The 16,940-nt window shown below is 63.6% G+C and carries 17 protein-coding genes and 3 tRNA genes; 14 read left to right on the top strand and 6 right to left on the bottom strand.

Translation table 11 applies throughout. From position 1 onward, the window contains the following. Nucleotides 1-9 precede the first annotated feature (9 nt). From L0D16_RS01655 to L0D16_RS01635, 5 genes are all read right to left on the bottom strand, one after another. Nucleotides 10-507 (bottom strand): hypothetical protein, encoded by a 498-nt coding sequence (locus tag L0D16_RS01655; protein ID WP_243029600.1) that lies wholly within the window; start codon nt 505-507, stop codon nt 10-12. A 69-nt stretch (nt 508-576) separates the two neighbouring features. Beyond that, nucleotides 577-846, bottom strand: a complete 270-nt coding sequence (locus L0D16_RS01650; protein WP_243029599.1) for a hypothetical protein — start codon at nt 844-846, stop codon at nt 577-579. Between the two features lie 3 nt (nt 847-849). Then, nucleotides 850-2,073, bottom strand: coding sequence for a vWA domain-containing protein (locus L0D16_RS01645; RefSeq protein ID WP_243029598.1), 1,224 nt, complete (start codon nt 2,071-2,073; stop codon nt 850-852). A 27-nt stretch (nt 2,074-2,100) separates the two neighbouring features. Further along, a complete protein-coding gene (locus L0D16_RS01640) occupies nt 2,101-2,403 on the bottom strand; it encodes a nucleotidyltransferase domain-containing protein (RefSeq protein WP_243029597.1) in 303 nt (100 codons plus the stop codon). Beyond that, the gene (locus tag L0D16_RS01635) at nt 2,393-3,787 is read right to left on the bottom strand and encodes a sigma 54-interacting transcriptional regulator (protein ID WP_243029596.1); all 1,395 of its coding nucleotides are present in this window, start codon (nt 3,785-3,787) and stop codon (nt 2,393-2,395) included. The genes L0D16_RS01640 and L0D16_RS01635 overlap by 11 nt, the downstream gene beginning before the upstream one ends. 248 nt (nt 3,788-4,035) lie before the next feature. Between L0D16_RS01635 and hslV the strand changes: the two genes are divergently transcribed. The 8 genes from hslV to L0D16_RS01595 all read left to right on the top strand — a co-directional run bounded on the left by hslV (nt 4,036) and on the right by L0D16_RS01595 (nt 12,950). Further along, nucleotides 4,036-4,578 carry an ATP-dependent protease subunit HslV gene (gene hslV / locus L0D16_RS01630; RefSeq protein ID WP_243029623.1) on the top strand — a complete coding sequence of 181 codons (543 nt, stop codon included), beginning with the start codon at nt 4,036-4,038 and terminating at the stop codon, nt 4,576-4,578. Then, nucleotides 4,575-5,825, top strand: coding sequence for an ATP-dependent protease ATPase subunit HslU (locus L0D16_RS01625; RefSeq protein WP_243029595.1), 1,251 nt, complete (start codon nt 4,575-4,577; stop codon nt 5,823-5,825). Before hslV ends, L0D16_RS01625 begins: the two co-directional genes overlap by 4 nt. A gap of 9 nt (nt 5,826-5,834) precedes the next feature. Beyond that, on the top strand, nt 5,835-6,902 hold the full coding sequence (locus tag L0D16_RS01620; protein WP_243029594.1) for a tetratricopeptide repeat protein: 1,068 nt from the start codon (nt 5,835-5,837) through the stop codon (nt 6,900-6,902). Nucleotides 6,903-7,024: 122 nt separating this feature from the next. Then, nucleotides 7,025-10,003 (top strand): formate dehydrogenase-N subunit alpha, encoded by a 2,979-nt coding sequence (fdnG, locus tag L0D16_RS01615; protein ID WP_243029593.1) that lies wholly within the window; start codon nt 7,025-7,027, stop codon nt 10,001-10,003. 10 nt (nt 10,004-10,013) lie between these two features. Continuing rightward, nucleotides 10,014-10,790 carry a 4Fe-4S dicluster domain-containing protein gene (locus L0D16_RS01610; RefSeq protein ID WP_243029592.1) on the top strand — a complete coding sequence of 259 codons (777 nt, stop codon included), beginning with the start codon at nt 10,014-10,016 and terminating at the stop codon, nt 10,788-10,790. After that, nucleotides 10,787-11,557 carry an NrfD/PsrC family molybdoenzyme membrane anchor subunit gene (gene nrfD / locus L0D16_RS01605; RefSeq protein ID WP_243029591.1) on the top strand — a complete coding sequence of 257 codons (771 nt, stop codon included), beginning with the start codon at nt 10,787-10,789 and terminating at the stop codon, nt 11,555-11,557. Before L0D16_RS01610 ends, nrfD begins: the two co-directional genes overlap by 4 nt. Nucleotides 11,558-11,614: 57 nt before the next feature. Continuing rightward, on the top strand, nt 11,615-12,226 hold the full coding sequence (locus L0D16_RS01600) for a formate dehydrogenase accessory protein FdhE domain-containing protein (protein ID WP_243029590.1): 612 nt from the start codon (nt 11,615-11,617) through the stop codon (nt 12,224-12,226). Beyond that, a complete protein-coding gene (locus tag L0D16_RS01595; protein WP_243029589.1) occupies nt 12,213-12,950 on the top strand; it encodes a formate dehydrogenase accessory sulfurtransferase FdhD in 738 nt (245 codons plus the stop codon). The genes L0D16_RS01600 and L0D16_RS01595 overlap by 14 nt, the downstream gene beginning before the upstream one ends. Here L0D16_RS01595 and tatA read toward each other — a convergent pair. Continuing rightward, nucleotides 12,940-13,104 (bottom strand): twin-arginine translocase TatA/TatE family subunit, encoded by a 165-nt coding sequence (gene tatA, locus L0D16_RS01590; RefSeq protein WP_038030191.1) that lies wholly within the window; start codon nt 13,102-13,104, stop codon nt 12,940-12,942. The two genes, L0D16_RS01595 and tatA, sit on opposite strands and share 11 nt — an antisense overlap. A 68-nt stretch (nt 13,105-13,172) precedes the next feature. Between tatA and L0D16_RS01585 the strand changes: the two genes are divergently transcribed. The 6 genes from L0D16_RS01585 (at nt 13,173) to L0D16_RS01560 (ending at nt 16,937) form a co-directional block, all read left to right on the top strand. Next, nucleotides 13,173-13,249, top strand: a tRNA-Pro gene (locus L0D16_RS01585). A gap of 1 nt (nt 13,250) precedes the next feature. Then, nucleotides 13,251-13,326 (top strand) — tRNA-Gly (locus L0D16_RS01580). 37 nt (nt 13,327-13,363) lie between these two features. Continuing rightward, a tRNA-Arg gene (locus tag L0D16_RS01575) sits at nt 13,364-13,439 on the top strand. 149 nt (nt 13,440-13,588) lie between these two features. Further along, entirely contained in the window at nt 13,589-15,058 is a 1,470-nt protein-coding gene (locus L0D16_RS01570) for an ABC transporter ATP-binding protein (RefSeq protein ID WP_243029588.1), read from the top strand. Then, nucleotides 15,055-16,104: an ABC transporter permease gene (locus tag L0D16_RS01565; protein WP_243029587.1), complete on the top strand. Its 1,050-nt coding sequence runs from the start codon at nt 15,055-15,057 to the stop codon at nt 16,102-16,104. Before L0D16_RS01570 ends, L0D16_RS01565 begins: the two co-directional genes overlap by 4 nt. Beyond that, the gene (locus L0D16_RS01560; RefSeq protein WP_243029586.1) at nt 16,104-16,937 is read left to right on the top strand and encodes an ABC transporter permease; all 834 of its coding nucleotides are present in this window, start codon (nt 16,104-16,106) and stop codon (nt 16,935-16,937) included. Before L0D16_RS01565 ends, L0D16_RS01560 begins: the two co-directional genes overlap by 1 nt. Nucleotides 16,938-16,940 lie beyond the last annotated feature (3 nt).

Here is a 16,940-nt window from a genome sequence, read left to right as displayed (position 1 = left end):
AGGGAGGCCCTAGGGCCGCCAGCCCGAGGGGGTTGCGGGATAGGGGGGATGGGCTCCCCGGGGGACCTCGAGGCGGAAAAGCCGGGAGAGAAGCACCACGCCCCCCTTGGTTCGGGCCTGGGTAAGGGCCAGGTCCAGAAGCTGGGAAAGCTCCAAGAGGAACCGGTCTTGCCGCTCCTTGGGCACAGGGAGGGCCCCAAAGGTGAAGCAGGCGGGGTTGACCGCCGGGCAGTGGGGCTCCACCCTTAGCCTTCCCCCCAAAAAGTAAACCCGCCAGGCCCCTAGGTCCACCCGGTACCCGGCCCGCAGGTGGTCCCGGTACTGTTCGGAGAGTCTCCGCCAAAGTTCCTGGGCTTCCTTACCCGTTGGGCTTAGGGTGTAGCGCCACTCCCGGGCCCCTGCCTGGGAGAGGGTTTGGCTTTGGGTAAGCCGCCAGTCCTCCGCAAAGGCCCCAGGGAGGGTCAGGAGGGCCACGATGGGCAGCCAGTAGGGTGTGCGCATGCCCATGCCTTTACGCTGCCATGAGGAGGGCATAAAGCGGGTGATGGATTGCCCCATAAGAGAAGGCGTCCCCTTTCAAAGGCCTCGGAGGATCTCCTCTCCCTCCTCCATGTAGGTGTCCCAAGGAATCAACACGTAGCCCCGGCCGGAATGGGCAGGATAGTAGGGCAGGTCAAGGCGTAGGGGCGTGCGCACCTGTTTCAGCTCCTGCACCAAGGCGGGAGGGGGTTTGGGGTAAAGCTGGGGACGGAGCCTTTCCAGGAGAAGGCTCAGGCGGAAAACCCAGAGGGTTTTCCCAGGCCTCTGCCGGTGAGGAGGGGTTCCCGAGTCTTTGGGTGGCCTCATGGCTCAGTTCCTTTGTACCTTTTTGTTCAAGAAGTCCAGGAGAAGGTACCTTCCGATGTTGCCGGGGTGGGTGAGGTAGGCCTTGCCCCGGGTAATCTGGGAGAGCTTCTTCACGAAGGCCAGAAGCTCGGGTTCCCGGGCCAGCATGAAGGTGTGGATGGGAATCCCCTCCTTCCGGGCCAGGGTGGCCTCTTTGAGGGTTTCCGCCAGGATCAAGGGGTCCAGGCCCCAGGCGTTTTTGTAGACCTCCCCGCTGGGCAGGGTAATGGCCGAGGGCTTGCCGTCGGTGATGAGGATCATCTGCCGCATCTCCCCGCCCATCTTCTTAAGGAGGGTCCGGGCCAGCTCCAGCCCGGCCTTGGTGTTGGTGTGGTAAGGCCCCACCTGGGCCAGGGGTAAGCGGGAGAGGGGAATCTCCTCGGCGGTGTCGTGGAAGAGGACGAAGCGCACCCGGTCCCCGGGGAACTGGGTGCGGATCAGATGGGCCAGGGCCAGGGCCACCTTTTTGGCGGGGGTGAAGCGGTCTTCCCCATAGAGGATCATGGAGTGGGAACAGTCTAGGAGGACCACGGTGCTCATGCTGGCGGTGTACTCCGCCAAATCTATGACCAGATCCTCTGGGGAAAGCGCCGCCAGGCCCTTGGCTATGGCCCTCTTAAGGGTTTCGGGTACGTTGAGCTCCAAGGGGTCCCCCCACTCAAAGCCCTTGGTTTCCCCGGTTTTTTCCACCCCTGGGGCGTGGTGGGGGGTGGGGTGGAGGCCCGGGGCGTTGCGGCCTAAAGCCCCCAGGAGTTCCCGGAGGCTCTTGAGGCCCAGGAAGTCGGAAGCCTTCTCCGTGAGCTCAAAGCGGGCTTCTCCCGCCTCTCCTGTGTACCCACCTTGGGCGGGGTGCGTAGGGTCCTCTCCAGGTAGGCGGATGTACCCGGCCTCCCGTAGCCTTTCCAGCATGCGGGTGAGGGCCTGGTGGAGCCGGGTGTCCTCCTTGCGCTCGGCGAAGCGGGCTTCCCGAAGCCAGTCCTCCGGCACCAGCTCGTTTTTGAGGAGGGCCTGGAGGAGGGCGTCGTAGAGGTCCTCGAGGGTGGGCCGGCGTTCAGGGTCCGGGTCGTAGCGCTGGAAGGGGTCGGAAAAGCCCGAGTCCAGAAGGAAATCCTCGAGGAGGCTCAGGATCTCCTCGGGGGAAAGGTCTTCCAGGCCTCCCTCGTAGCGGCTATAGCGAATGGCCCTCATCCGTCATCCTCCAAAGAACCTTGCCCGCTAGTACTCGGCCCATACGATCCCTTCCCTTAGAACCCTTTCGCGAAAGACGGGGTCTACTTCCCCCAGGTCCACCAGGTCCACCCGTCTAAGCACCGGGGCTTCCTCCAAGGCCTCCCTTAGGAGGGGGAGGAGCTCCCCGAGGGGCAGAGGACCCAAGAGGGCTAGGTCCAGGTCCGAACCGCGCTGGGCGTCTCCCCGGGCGTGGGAGCCATAGAGGATCAGCTTCACCCCTTTGCCCTGAAGGTAGGGGGCTAGCGTCTTCAGCACGGCTTCCTTGTCCCGCTCCAGGCTAGTTGCCATAACCCCTCGCCCTTTCCGCGGCCTGGTAGCTGGTCTCGCCCCGCGCCAGCTTTCTCCTGCCCACCAGGCCTTCCAGGATGAACTCCCCCGCGGAAAGGAGCACCTCCGCCTCCTGGCTTTCCGCCAGGACCTGGGCCGCTTCCAGGAGGCCTGGCACCTCTTCCATAGCCCTTAGGGCCTCCTCCAGGTTTCCCTCCGGTAGGGTGAGGAGGTTCCCCTCCTCAAAGTAGGCCACGATGGCCTCGGTCTTAAGGCGGTAGCGGGGGAGGACCAGGCCAAAGGCCCTTTGCACCAGGTCCCGGGCCACCTTTTCCGCTCCCTGAAGCTCCCCCTCGTACTCCAGCTCTAGCTTCCCGGTGATGGCGGGAAGCCCGGCGTAGAGGTCCAGGGGTCGGGCCACGGGCCTTGTGCCCTGTAGGAGGGCCCGCCTTTCCGCGCTGGCCGCCACCACCTCCAAAAGGCTGATGGCCAGGCGCTGGGAAACCCCGGCGGTCTGGTCCACCCGGCGGTCCTCCCGGGCGGCGAAGGCCACGGCCTCCACGGAAAGGCGGATCCACTCGGGGAGCACCACCTCCTCCGGTACGAAGGCCTCCTGGGCACTTATCTTTAGGCCCTCCTCGAGGGTCCTCGGGTAATGGGTGCGGATCTCGCTGCCAATCCGGTCCTTTAGGGGCGTGACGATCCGCCCTCGGGCGGTGTAGTCCTGGGGGTTGGCGGTGAAGACCAGCCAGACGTCCAGGGGCAGGCGGATGGGGTAGCCCCGGATCTGCACATCCCCCTCTTCCAGGATGTTGAAGAGGGCCACCTGTACCTTGGGGGCCAGATCCGCCAGCTCGTTCACGGCGAAGATGCCCCGGTTCGCCCGGGGCAGGAGGCCAAAGTGGATGCTCTCCAGGTCGGCTAGGCCCGTACCCCTTCGCGCTGCCTTGATGGGGTCCATGTCCCCGAGCAGGTCCGCCACGGTGGTGTCAGGGGTGGCCAGCTTTTCCACATAGCGCTCCTCCCGGGGGATCCAGACGATGGGGGCCTCATCCCCCGCCTCCTCCAAGAGCCTTTTCCCTTCGGGGGAGATGGGCCTTAAGGGGTTGTCCCTGAGCTCGGTGGCCAGGGCGGGGATCTCCTCGTCCAGAAGGTTCACCAAGGAGCGCAGGATACGGCTTTTCGCCTGGCCCCGGGTGCCCAGGAGGATGAAGTTTTGCTTGGCCAAGATGGCCTGCACCAGGGCGGGAATCACGGTGTCCTCGTACCCGTGGATGCCGGGGAAAAGGGGCTCGCCTTTCTGCAGCTTTCCCCGGAGGTTTTCCCGGGCCTCCTCTTTCACCGTGCGCACTAGCTTCGCCAAAGGGTAGGTGCGGCGGAGTTCGCCGAGGGTCTTGGCCTTCACCCTTTCAGTTTAGGGCCAGGGGGAGGGAAGGGTTTGTGGCGGAGGGCGGCAAGGGATTACCGTGAGGGGGTGAACCGGGCAAGGGACGGGGTGGAGTAGGCCAGGTACCACCTGCGCCATGCCCAGCAGGCTGCCGAAGCAGCGCCCTAGGGACTTCACCGGGGCTGGGCCAGGTTTAGAAGCTGGGCTTCCCTCTTAGTAATCCTTCCCTAACGGCCTTCTCATGGCCACGCGGTAGGGTGCCCCTTGTGGAGATCCACGGCACCACCATTCTGGCCGTGCGCAAGGACGGGGTTACCGCCTTGGCGGGGGATGGCCAGGTTACCTTTGGCCAGACTGTGCTCAAACGGGGAGCGGTGAAGGTGCGGCGCCTGGAGGTGGGGGAAGGCATCCTGGTGGGCTTTGCCGGGGGAGTGGCCGATGCCCTAAGCCTCCTGGAGCGCTTTGAGGAAAAGCTTAAGGAGGCCAAGGGCAACCTGCTAAAGGGGGCGGTGGAGACCGCAAAGCTTTGGCGTACCGATCGGGTTTTGCGCCACCTGCAGGCCATGATCATCGCCGCCGACCGGGAGTCCATGGTGCTCCTTTCCGGAAGTGGGGAGGTGATCACCCCGGAGGAGCCCCTTTTGGCGGTGGGTTCTGGGGGCCCCTATGCCCTAGCCGCCGCCAAGGCCCTCTACCGCCACTCGGGGCTTTCCGCCCGGGAGATCGCCGCGGAGGCCCTGAGGATTGCCGCGGAGGTGGATCTTTACACCTCGGGCCAGGTGACGGTGTTAACCTTGGGGGAGGCATGAACCTGACGCCTGCAGAGATTGTCCGCGAGCTTTCCAAACACATCGTGGGCCAGGAGGCGGCCAAGCGAGCGGTGGCCGTGGCCCTAAGGAACCGCTACCGCCGGAAGAAACTCCCTCCAGAGGTGGCCCGGGAGGTGACCCCCAAGAACATCCTCATGATTGGGCCTACGGGGGTGGGCAAAACGGAGATCGCCCGGCGCCTGGCCCGCTTGGCGGGGGCCCCTTTCGTGAAGGTGGAGGCCACCAAGTTCACCGAGGTGGGGTATGTGGGCCGGGATGTGGACGCTATTGTGCGGGACCTGGCGGAGGCCAGCTACGGGCTGGTCCTCGAGGAGATGAAGAAAAAGGTGGAGGAAAAGGCCCTGGCCTTCGCCGAGGAGGAGCTCGCCACCCTGCTTCGCGCTTCCCTTGCCGAGGTGCGCTCGGGCCGGCTGGATAGCCTCTCCGTGGAGGTGCAGGTGGAGGAGGAGATAGGCCTGCCCTTCATGGGGGTTTTGGGTGGGGAGGGTTTTGGGGGCATGGGGGAGATGCTGAAAGGCCTTCTCCCTAAGCGCCCGGTGCGCAAGCGCATGACGGTGAAGGAGGCCCGGGAGGTCCTCAAGAACCAGCACGCCGAACGCCTCATTGACAAAGAGGAACTCAAGGAGGAGGCCAGGAGGCGGGCCCAGGAGGACGGCATCGTCTTCATTGACGAGATAGACAAGGTAGCCCGTCGGGAAGGGACGGTGGGGCCGGATGTGTCCGGGGAGGGCGTGCAGCGGGACCTTTTGCCCATCGTGGAGGGTACGGTGGTCTCCACCCGCATCGGCCCGGTGTCCACGGAGCACGTGCTCTTCATCGCCGCGGGGGCGTTCCACGTGGCCAAGCCCTCGGACCTAATCCCCGAGCTTCAGGGCCGCTTCCCCATCCGGGTGGAGCTTTCCCCCTTGGGCCCCGAGGAGTTCTACCGGATCCTAAAGGAGCCGGAAAACTCCCTGATCCGCCAGTACACGGAGCTTTTAAGGGCGGACGGTACGGAGCTCCACTTCCACGAGGAGGCCCTAAGGGCCATTGCCGAAGCGGCCTACCGGGCCAATCAGGAGCTGGAGGACATCGGGGCCAGGAGGCTGGCCACCGTCTTGGAGCGGGTGTTGGAGGAGGTAAGCTTCCAGACCGACCTGGGCCGGGTGGAGATCACCCGGGCCTATGTGGAGCAGAGGCTGGAGGCGGTCTTCGCCTCGCCGGACCTGACGCGGTACGTGCTATAGGAGGGAAGGATGCGCTGGTTTCTTTTGGCCTTAAGTTTGTTGGCGGTACCTGGTTTGGCCCAGACCCCACCCCCGGCGGCCAACCAGGTGGAGAAGCAGGATGCCTTCCGCCTTGGGGTGCAGCTGTACGCCCTGGGTCGGTATGAGGCCGCCTTAGAGCTCTTTGAGCGGGCCTTAAAGGAAAGGCCCCAGGACCCGGATGTGGTCTACTGGCTGGCCCGGGCCCAACTGAAGGTGGGGCTCCTTAACCCCGCTTTGGAGAACGCCAAGGGCCTGGTGGCCCGGAATCCCCGGTACATTGGGGGGTACATGGTGCTTTCCGAGGCCTACGTGGCCCTCTATCGGGCTTCGGAGGACCGGGAAAAGGGAAAGGCTTATCTGGAACAGGCCCTTAGCGTGCTTCGCGATGCCGAACGGGTGAACCCCCGCTACGCCCCCCTCTTTGCCCAGCGGGGCTTGGTCTACGCCTTCTTGGGCCAGGCGGACAAGGCGGAGGAGGCCTTTAAGAAGGCCCTCAGCTTGCAGGATTCGCCGGAGGTGAGGGCGGCTTTGGCCGAGCTCTATCTGGCGGCGGGCCGCTTGGACGAGGCCCTGGAGCAGTACGCCAAGGCGGTGGGGCTTGCCCCCAAGGAAGGGGGTCTGCGGGTGCGGTATGCCTCGGCTCTCTTGTTGAAGGGCCGGGCGGAGGAGGCGGCCAAGGTCTTGGAGGAGGGGCACCGGCTCAAGCCCCTGGATGCGGAGGGCTGGTACACCCTGGGCCAGGCCTACTTCGTCCTAGGGCGCTATAAGGAGGCTGGGGTGGCCTTGGAAAATGCGGTGGCCCTGGCCCCCTTGCGCTTCCCGGTGGCCTACTACTACCTGGGCCAGGTTTACCTGGCCTTGGGGGATGCCCAGAAGGCCAAAAGCCGCCTCACGGTGGCGGTCCGCCTGGAGCCCAAGCGGGCCGAGTACCGCTACCAGCTCTGCCTGGCCAACGAAAAGCTAGGGGACAAGGAGGGAGCCCGCTACCAGTGCCAGGAGGCCTTGAAACTGAAGCCGGGGTACAAGGAGGCGGAGGAGGTGCTGAGGCGTCTTTAGAGGATAGGTAGTCTACCCTATGCGCGTAAAGGGGCGTCCCGTTTTGAGGGACGCCCTAGGACTTTTGCCCCTAGACGGAGTACGGGGGACCGGAGTACAAAGGGTAACATAAGGAGGTAAATATGCTTACCCGTCGCAAGTTTATCGGCCTGGCCGGCGCCGTTACGGGGGGAGGTTTGCTTTTGGAGCGGGGTTTGGCCCGGGGGGCTAGACCCGTGTTGCGTAAGCCCATCGGGGAAAAGCCCCTCATCTGCCCTTATTGTTCCACGGGATGCGGCATGATTGCAGCGGTACAGGAGGGGAAGCTAGTGAACCTCGAAGGCGACCCGGACCACCCCATCAACCAAGGGGCGCTTTGCTCCAAAGGGCAGGCAGCCCGGGGGTTTGTGCAAAGCCCTTACCGGGTTACGAAGGTTCTTTACCGGGCCCCTGGCGCTGACCGGTGGGAAGAGAAGGACTGGGAATGGGCTTTGGATCGCATCGCCCGCCTCATTAAGGACACTCGCGACCAAGGTTGGGTGGAAGTGGATGACCAAGGCCAGGTGGTGAGGCGCACTGAGGCCATTGCCACCTTGGGCAGCAGCGTGTGCTCCAACGAGGAAGCCTACGCCATGAGCAAGCTTTTCCGGGCCCTAGGGATCGTTTACATTGAACATCAGGCGCGCATCTGCCACTCCTCTACGGTTCCCGCTTTGGGCGTGAGTTTTGGCCGCGGGGCCATGACCAACCACTCCATTGATTTCAAGAACGCCGATGTAATCCTGGTCCAAGGTGGTAACCCTGCGGAAAACCACCCCCTCACCTTCCGCTGGATCCTCGAGGCGAAGGAGCGGGGGGCCAAGCTGATCGTGGTGGATCCCCGCTTCAACCGTACGGCCGCTAAGGCGGACCTCTTTGCCCAAATCCGCCCCGGCACCGACATCGCCTTCATGGGGGGCATGATTCGTTACATCCTGGAGAATCGTCGCTACGACGAGTTTTACGTTAAGCACTACACCAACGCCTCCTTCCTGGTAAACCCAGAGTTCAAAACGGCTGCTGAGCTGGATGGTCTATTCTCCGGATACAACCCAGATAAGCGCACCTATGATACCGGCACCTGGACTTACCAGCTGGATGAAAACGGCCAGGTGAAGACCGACCCCAGCTTGCAAGATCCCCACTGCGTTTTCCAGCTTTTAAGGAAGCAGTACGAGCGCTACACCCCTGAGGTGGTGTCCAAAATCACAGGGGTGCCGGTGGAAAAGCTTTTGGCCATATACGATCTCTACTCCTCCACGGGCCGTCCAGACCGGGCGGGGACCATTACCTACGCCATGGGGGCCACCCAACACACGTATGCCACTCAGCACATCCGCACGTACGCCATCGTGCAGCTTCTCCTTGGCAATATTGGCCTTCCTGGAGGAGGCGTTAACGCCTTGAGGGGTCACTCCAACGTTCAGGGTACCACGGACTTTGCGCTTCTTTACCATGATCTTCCAGGGTACTTGGGTCTGCCTACGGGCGACAAACCCACTTTGGATGAGTGGATAGCCTCCAAGGTACCCAAGGCTAACTACACCCCTTCTGCTAACTGGTGGCAAAATTACCCCAAGTACTTTGTGAGCCTTCTCAAGGCGTGGTGGCCTAAGGTGGATCCCAAGGAGGCCTACGGCTATCTTCCCAAACTCTCGCCCCACAAGGGGGGTATCCCCGACAGGAGCGCCGATTATTCCCACTACGCCATCTTCCAAGCCATGTTTGCCGGTCGCATAGAGGGGCTTATTGCTATTGGCCAGAATCCGGCCAACTCCGCTGCCAACGTTAATCTGGTTCGGAAGGCTCTGGACAACTTAAAGTGGCTGGTGGTGGTGGATCCGATGGAGACGGAGACCGCCACCCATTGGAAGCGGCCTGGCGTGAATCCCAAGGACATTCAGACCGAGGTGTTCCTCCTCCCCTCGGCGGTGTGGGCAGAGAAATCTGGGAGCATCACCAACACTGGTAGGTGGGCGCAATGGCACGACAAGGCTTTGGAGTCGCCAGGGGAGGCTAAGGAGGAACTGTGGATCCTTACCGAGCTGGTCCAGCGCCTTAAGAGGCTCTACGCCGAGGAAGGCGGGCCCAACAAGGAGGCCATCCTTAACCTCTCCTGGTGGGAATACTCCGATCGCATGGCCGAGGAGGTGGCCAAGGAGTACAATGGCTACGACCTCACCACTGGCAAGCTCATGGCCAAGTTTGCCGACTTAAGGGACGATGGCACCACCGCTTGCGGTAACTGGATTTATTGTGGTGCCTTTACCGAGGAAGGCAACAAAATGGCCCGCCGTGACCCCAAGGATACCCACCCCTTGGGACTGGGTCTCTTCCATAACTGGGCTTACGCTTGGCCAGCTAACCGGCGTATCCTTTACAATCGCGCTTCCACGGACCTGAAGGGACAGCCCCGGAATCCTGCCAAGTGGTTGGTGCGTTGGAACCCCAAGGAGGAGAAGTGGGAAGGGGATGTGCCCGATGGCGCTGCTCCACCTGATAAGGCTTTACCCTTCATCATGCTCCCCGAAGGAGTGGGCCGGCTCTTTGCGGCGCAGCTTAAGGATGGTCCCTTCCCCGAGCACTATGAGCCTTGGGAGAGTGCCCTGGCCAACTTGATTTCTGGCCAGGACAAGAACCCTGTGTGTAAGGTTTGGGTGGGGGAGCTGGACGTCTACGGCACCCCAGAAGAGTACCCCATTGTGGCCACCACCTACCGCCTCACCGAGCACTGGCACACGGGGATGATGAGCCGGAACGTACCCTGGCTGTTGGAGCTACAGCCCGACCCCTTTGTGGAGATGGACGTGGAGCTAGCTAAGAGCCTGGGGATCAAGAATGGGGATTGGGTGCGCATCAAAAGCGCCCGCGGTGAGATGAAGGCGGTGGCGGTGGTCACGCCTCGGGTGCAACCCGTGAAGGTTGGGGATAAGACCCTCCACCAGGTGGGCATTGTGATCCACTGGGGCTATCAAGGAGGGAATCCTGGGGATTCCGCTAACCAGCTCACGCCCCAGGCTCTTGACCCCAATACCTTCATCCAGGAAACGAAGGCTTTCCTGGTGAGGATTGAGAAGATTTAGGAGGTGGGGAATGCCGAACCCGAAGGACTTTGCCATACTGTTTGACGCAAGCCGCTGCATAGGTTGCAAGGCTTGCCAGGTCGCATGCAAGCAGTGGAACGACCTCGAGGCGGAGAACACCAAGAACTACGGGAGCTACGCCAACCCGCCCAAGCTTACTGCCCATACCTGGATCTCCATGCGCTTCTACGAGGGGCTGAGGCCCAACGGGGACCCTTACTTTGATTTCATCCGCGTGGCGTGCATGCACTGCACCAACGCCCCTTGTGTGGGCGCATGCCCTGTTGGGGCTATGGCCCACCGGGAGGGCGGGGTGGTTACGGTGGACGAACGAACCTGTATCGGTTGCCGCGCCTGCGTGCAGGCCTGCCCCTATGGGGCGGTTCACTTTGACGAGGCTCACGGGGTGGTGCAGAAGTGCACCATGTGCTACGACCGGATTGCCCATGGGGACCGGCCGGCCTGCGTTAAGGCATGCCCCACCGATGCCCTGACCTTTGGTAGCTACGGGGAGATCCGGGCCATGGCAGAGGAGAGGGTTCGGGTGCTCAAAGAGCGGGGCCATGCCCGGGCCAACGTGTATGGCTTGGGGGAGCTAGGGGGCACCCACGTCCTTTACGTTCTTACTGACCATCCCAGCCAGTACGACCTGCCCAAGGCGGTGCGGGAAGCCGAGAAAAGGGCAGCTGCGGGCTGGCTTTCTACAGGTATTGCCGCTGCGGTCCTGGGGGCTGGGCTGAAGTTTCTGGTGGAGCGGCGCGAGGCCTTGAAGGGAGGTGGGCAATGATCACCTTGAACCTCCCTAATCCCATAGGCGAGGAAGCCTGGGGTTTGTGGATCGCCCTCTACTTTTTCCTTGCAGGAACCACAGGTGGAGCTTACCTGTTAAGCGTTCTTTTCTACGAGCAGGAGATGGTGCGTCGGAGCGCTCTTTGGGCCTTCTTGGGGGTGGTGCTGGGCTCGGCCTTGTTGGTCCTGGACCTTGGGCAGCCCTTGCGCTTCCTCAACCTATTCCTAGGGGGGTTGCATCCCGGCTCGGTGATGTGGCTAGGGAGTTGGTTCCTGGTGTTGTCGGGAGTGGGGCTTTTGTGGGTCTACCTGCGGCCCACCGCCAAGGGGTTTCAGCAGGGGGTGGCCGTCCTGGTAGCCTTGGTGGTGGGGTATACGGCAGTGCTCCTCATGCAGATGGCTAAGCCCTTCTGGAACGCTTCCCCCCTTCTCCCTTGGCTCTTCCTGGCCTCCGCAGCCACCGCAGGCGGGGCCTTACTTCAGCTGTGGCACCCTGACGAAAGGGTTAGCCGTCTCGTTGGGGTGGCAGCCTTGGTGGAAGGGGGGGTATTGCTCTTGCACCTTATCTGGACGTATCCCGCTGCGGCGGGAGCAATCCTGGCCCTGTTGGCAGGTCCTTTGGCTTGGGTTTTCTGGGGATTTGTGGTGGTAGGGTGGGGCTTGCCCTTTTTCCTGGAGAAGCGCAACGCCACCCTGGCTGCCCTCTTCACCTTGGTGGGAGCCTTTTTGCTCCGCTACTTCGTGGTGATGGCTGGGCAAGTGTAAGGCGAGGCCCCCCGCTTTGGCTAGCGGGGGGTAAGCTTTACCCAAAAGGGGGTAAGCGTGGTAGAGATCTTGGAAGAAGTGCACCGTAGATTGAGCCGGTTGCCCAAGCACCCTGGGCCCTTAGCCAAAGGGCTGAAAGAGGCTTTGCTGGAGGTGCGTCGGGTTGTAGAGGCTGTGGCGCCTTGGCTTCTCTCAGGAGTGCAGCTTCCCCCGGAGGGGCAACTTCTTCAGGATGCTTGGCAGCTCAGGGAGGGGAAGGTGCCCAAGAATGGGGCCTATGCCTTTTGGCTCCACCAGGCCCTGCGCCTTGTTTCCTGGCCAGAGGCCTCGAGGGCATCCTCTGGCGGGGATTGGCAGGAGCGCTGCCCCAGCTGTGGGGGTTTTCCCGACGTGGGGTACTTGGATGCAGAGGGGCGCCGTTTCCACGTCTGCGCTTTTTGTGACACCCAGTTCCGGTCCATGCGCTTGGCCTGTCCCTATTGTGGGGAGACACACCCGGGGCGTCTGGCCTATTACGAAGAGAACCCCTACCGCATCCATGTGTGCCGCTCTTGTGGGGAGCGGTTCGTGCTCCAGGACCTTCGCCTCAAGGCCCATTTGGACCTTCCCGCTCTAAGGGCGAGAGCCGCTTGGTACGCCCTGGCAGAGGAAAACGATGTGGAGGTTTGAGGGGGGCGGCTTTAAACAGGAAGCTTTTTCCCTACCGGAGGAGGAGCGCTTCCTCCTGGTCGTCAACGGCAAGCCCTGGGCCTCCTTTAGCTACACGCCGGGGGACGAGGTCTACTTGGCCTTGGGGCATCTTTGGTTAAGCGGGGTGCTTTCGGGCCTCGAGGGGGTGCGCTGGAAGGTGGGCGAGGGGGTGGTGGCTGTGGATCTGCCCACGGATCCCGAAAAGGGCGTGGGCGTGCGGGATAGCGGCTGCGCTGCGGGGTTGCGCTATGGCGAACCCCGGCTTGTCCCTTTGCCCACGGTGTCCTTGGACCCCGAGCACCCCCTAAGGCTTATGGCCCAGCTCCGCCAGAATGCGGTTCGGTACGCCCAGACCCGGGGCATCCATGGGGCAGCCCTTTTTGACCTGGCCGGGCGGCTGCTCTATCTCAACGAGGACATCGGCCGCCACAATGCCGTGGACCGCTTGGCCGGCTACATGCTTTTGGAAGGGGTTAGGCCCCCTGTGGCCCTGGCGGTCACGGGGCGGGTGAGCCAGGAGATGGCGGCTAAGGCCATCGGGATGGGGGCGGTGCTCCTGGTAAGCCGTACGGGGGCGACGGCTCCCGCGGTAAGCCTGGCGCGGCGCTACGGCCTGGCCCTGGCCGCCTATGTGCGCCCCACCGGCTACCGCCTCTATGCCCCAGGCGGTATGCCCGTACCTGAGGAGATCCTCAAGCCTTAGGCTCTTCCTTCTTCTCCTCCCCCTCCTGAAGCCCCTTTTTGAACTCCTTCGCCGACTGGCCAATGCCCCGGGCCAGCTCGGGAAGCTTCTTAGCGCCGAAAAGGAGGAGGATGACCAAAAGGATGAGGAGGATTTCCACTGGACCTAAGCGCATGGGGCCATTGTAGCACGCCTTGACCCTCTTAGGGTCAAGTGTTATCGTGGCCTTTGGGGTGGTCGCTCCGGGGCGTAGCGCAGGCCGGTAGCGCACCTGCTTTGGGAGCAGGGGGTCGCCCGTTCAAATCGGGCCGCCCCGACCACGCGGGAGTAGCTCAGTTGGTAGAGCATCGGCCTTCCAAGCCGAGGGTCGCGGGTTCGAGTCCCGTCTCCCGCTCCAAATGGCCGGGGTGAACCCACACCCCGGCTTTGTCCATGGGCCCGTAGCTCAGGGGACAGAGCAGCCGCCTTCTAAGCGGTAGGTCGGGGGTTCGAATCCCTCCGGGCCCGCCAGCTCCAAGACGCCATGCTTTACCCCCCGGTAGCGCGGCCGGGGGGTTCCTGCTGCGGCTTCGCTACTGCTGGTCGCCGGGTACCCTATGGGAGTAAGGGAGGCTCTAGCCCGCACATGGTATTCTCAAGGCCGGGCTTTGGCCCGGCCCATGCTGAAGCTGGAGAACATCACCAAGCGCTTTGGTCCTGTGGTGGCCAACCGCCGCATCACCCTCGAGGTGGCCCCTGGGGAGGTCCTGGCCCTTTTGGGGGAGAACGGGGCGGGGAAGACCACCTTGGTCAGCATCCTCTACGGGCTGTATGCCCCCGATGAGGGGCGGATTCTTCTCCAGGGGAAGGAGGTGCGCATCCATTCCCCCAAGGAGGCCCAGCGCCTAGGCATCGCCCTGGTGCCCCAGCATCCTGAGCTCATAGAGGCCCACACTGTGGCCGAAAACCTGGCCCTGGGGCTTGACCTGCCTCCCGTCTTCTCCCGCCGAGCCCTGGTGCGGCGGCTGGCAAAGCTTTTGGAAGGGCATCCCTTGGGCGTGGACCTCGAGGCGCCCGTGGCCCGTCTTTCCGCAGGGGAGAAGCAAAGGGTAGAACTCCTCCGCGCCTTGCTCAACCGCCCCAAGGTCCTCATCCTAGATGAGCCCACCAGCGTCTTGACGCCCAAGGAAGCGGAGGCCCTTTTCCAGGAGATCCGGCGGCTAAAGGGTCTGGGTCTTTCCGTCATCTTCATCAGCCACAAGCTGGACGAGGTCTTGGCCATTGCTGACCGTATCGCCGTGCTCCGGGCTGGGGAGAAGGTGGGGGAGGTCTTACGCCAGGAGGCGGACAAGGACCTCCTGGTGCGCCTTATGGTGGGCCGGAGCCTGGCCCCACCCCCCAAGGTTCCCCCACCCCGGGCGGAAGTGGTCCTGGAGGTGGAGGACCTTTTGGTGCCCCGGCATGGTTTTCCCGTGCAGGGGGTTTCCTTCGCCTTGCGGGCGGGGGAGGTGCTGGGGATCGCAGGGGTGGCGGGGAGCGGGCAGGCGGAGCTCCTGCAAGCCCTGGCCGGCCTTAGGCCCTTTCAGGGGAGGGTGCGCTTTCTGGGGGAAGCGTGGCCCCAGGATCCCGCCCGCCTCTTCGCCCTTGGGGTGGCCCACATTCCCGAGGAGCGCAGTATGGGCGTGGTGGAAGGCATGAGCGTGGCGGAGAACCTGGCCCTGCGCACCTACCGGCGCCTAGCCCCTCGGGGTCTGCTGGATTACCGGATCATGGAAAAGGAGGCGGAAGCCCTGATTGGGCGCTACGGCATCCGCACCCCTTCCCCCCGCACCCCGGTGCGTTTTCTTTCCGGGGGGAACGTGCAGAAGGTGATCCTGGCCCGGGAGCTTCGGGGCGGTCCCCGCTTGCTTTTGGCCATGCATCCCACCTACGGGGTGGACGTGGGGGCAGCGGAAGAGGTCTATGAACGTATCCTGGACCTGGTGCGGGGCGGCTCGGCGGTGCTTTTGGTGAGCGAGGACCTGGACGAGATCCTAAGCCTTTCCCATCGGGTAGCCGCCTTGTACCATGGCCGCTTTGTGGGGCCCATCTCCCGGGAGGAGGCGGACCGGGAGCGCCTGGGCCGGATGATGACGGAGGGGCGGGTATGAGGTGGGAGCTGGATCCTAGTCCTTCGCCCAGGAAGGTTCTTCTCACCTATGCCCTGTTCCTGGGCCTTGCCCTTTTGGGCCTGGGCCTGCTTTTCCTCCTCTACGGGGTACCGCCCCTCAAGGCGTACGCCCTTCTCCTTTCTCCCTTGACGGATACCCTGGGCCTGGCGGAGGTGATGCGGCGCACCATCCCCCTTCTCCTGATCGGGGCAGGCCTGGCCCTGGCCTTTAGGATCGGGTTTTTCAACATTGGGGCAGAGGGCCAGCTCCTCATGGGAGCGGTGGGGGCGGCCTATGTGGCCCTCTTCCTGCCTCCCGGGCTTTGGAGCCTGCCCTTGATGTTCCTGTTCGGGGGGAGTCTAGGGGCCCTATGGGCGGGGCTTGCCGCCTGGCTTCGGGCGCGCTTCGGGGTCAATGAGATCCTCACCACCCTCATGCAAAACTACCTGGTCTACTACCTGGTGGTCTATCTGGTGGCGGGGCCCTGGAAGGGCCAGATGGTTTTTGGCTTTCTCTACACCGACCGCTTCCCCCCTGAAGCCCAGCTTCCCCGGCTAGGGGACACCCTGGTGCACTGGCCTACCCTGGTTCTGGGGATGGTGGCGGCTATGGGGCTTCAGGTTCTTCTCTTTCGCACCCCCCTTGGCTTTGAGTGGCGAGTACTGGGGGAAAACCCGGAGGCGGCCCGCTACCTGGGCCTTAAGGGGGGAAGGCTGATCCTCCTGGCGGCCCTTCTTTCCGGTTTCCTTGCGGGCCTTGCGGGGGTGGGGGAGGTGGCGGGGATCCATCTAAGGCTTCTGGAGCCAGCCCAGATTTCCTTGGGGTATGGCTTCACCGCCATCCTGGCGGCCTGGCTGGCCAGGGGAAGGCCCCTTGGGGTGCTCCTCACCGCCCCCCTTTTGGGCCTCATCCTGGCGGGGGGGGATGCCTTGAAGCTGGCCCTTTCCATGCCCTTTCGGGTGGTGGACGTGGCGGCGGGGCTTTTGCTCCTGGGCTTCATCGGGGCAGAGGCGTTAAGCCGCCGCCGCCTGGTCTGGAGGCGCTGATGGAAGAAGCCCTTTTGCGTGCGGTTCTCTTCGGTACTCCCCTCCTCCTGGCTGGCTTGGGGGCCCTCCTTTCCGAGCGGGGCGGGGTGGTGAACCTGGGGGTGGAGGGCATGATGGCCCTCTCCGCCCTGGTGGCCTTTGCTGTGGGCCTGCAGGTCCATCCGGCTTTGGGGGTCCTGGCCGGGATGGGGGTGGGGTCTTTGCTGGGGTTATTCCTGGGGGTGTTCGCGGTCTCCTTAAGGGCGAACCAGTTCGTGGCGGGGCTGGCCCTGGCGGCCTTGGGGCTTGGGGCCTCAGGGCTGTTGGGGAAGCGGTACGAGGGAACCCCCTTGCCCAACCCTCTGCCGGAAGGGATGTTGGCCATGCTGGCCTTGATCCTGGCCTTGGGTCTTCATCTGCTCCTTTCCCGCACGCGTTTTGGCCTCTACCTGAGGAGTGTGGGGGAGAACCCTAAGGCGGCGGATCTCTTTGGGGTTAGCGTGGACGGGGTGCGGTACCTGGCCCTGGCCCTGGGGGGCGGGATGATCGGCCTGGCGGGGGCCTATCTTTCCCTGGCCTATCGCCCCTCCTGGACGGACGGCATGACGGCGGGGCTGGGGTGGGTGGCCATCGCCCTGGTGATCCTGGCGGCCTGGCAGCCTTTGCGGGCCATCTTTGGGGCCTACCTTTTCGGCCTCTTATTCTTTCTCCAGTTCCGCTTGCAGGGCAGTGTACCTATACCGTCGGAGGCCTTTGCCGCCATGCCCTACCTTTTGGTTATCCTGGTCCTGGCCCTTTCGGGCCGCGCCCGGGCCCCCAAGGCCCTGGGCCAGCCCTTTGACCGGGGGAGGTAAAGG

Origin of the sequence: Thermus altitudinis, from assembly GCF_022760835.1 — a bacterium.
GTDB lineage: Bacteria > Deinococcota > Deinococci > Deinococcales > Thermaceae > Thermus > Thermus altitudinis.
This window is presented reverse-complemented; position numbering and strand designations above follow the sequence as displayed.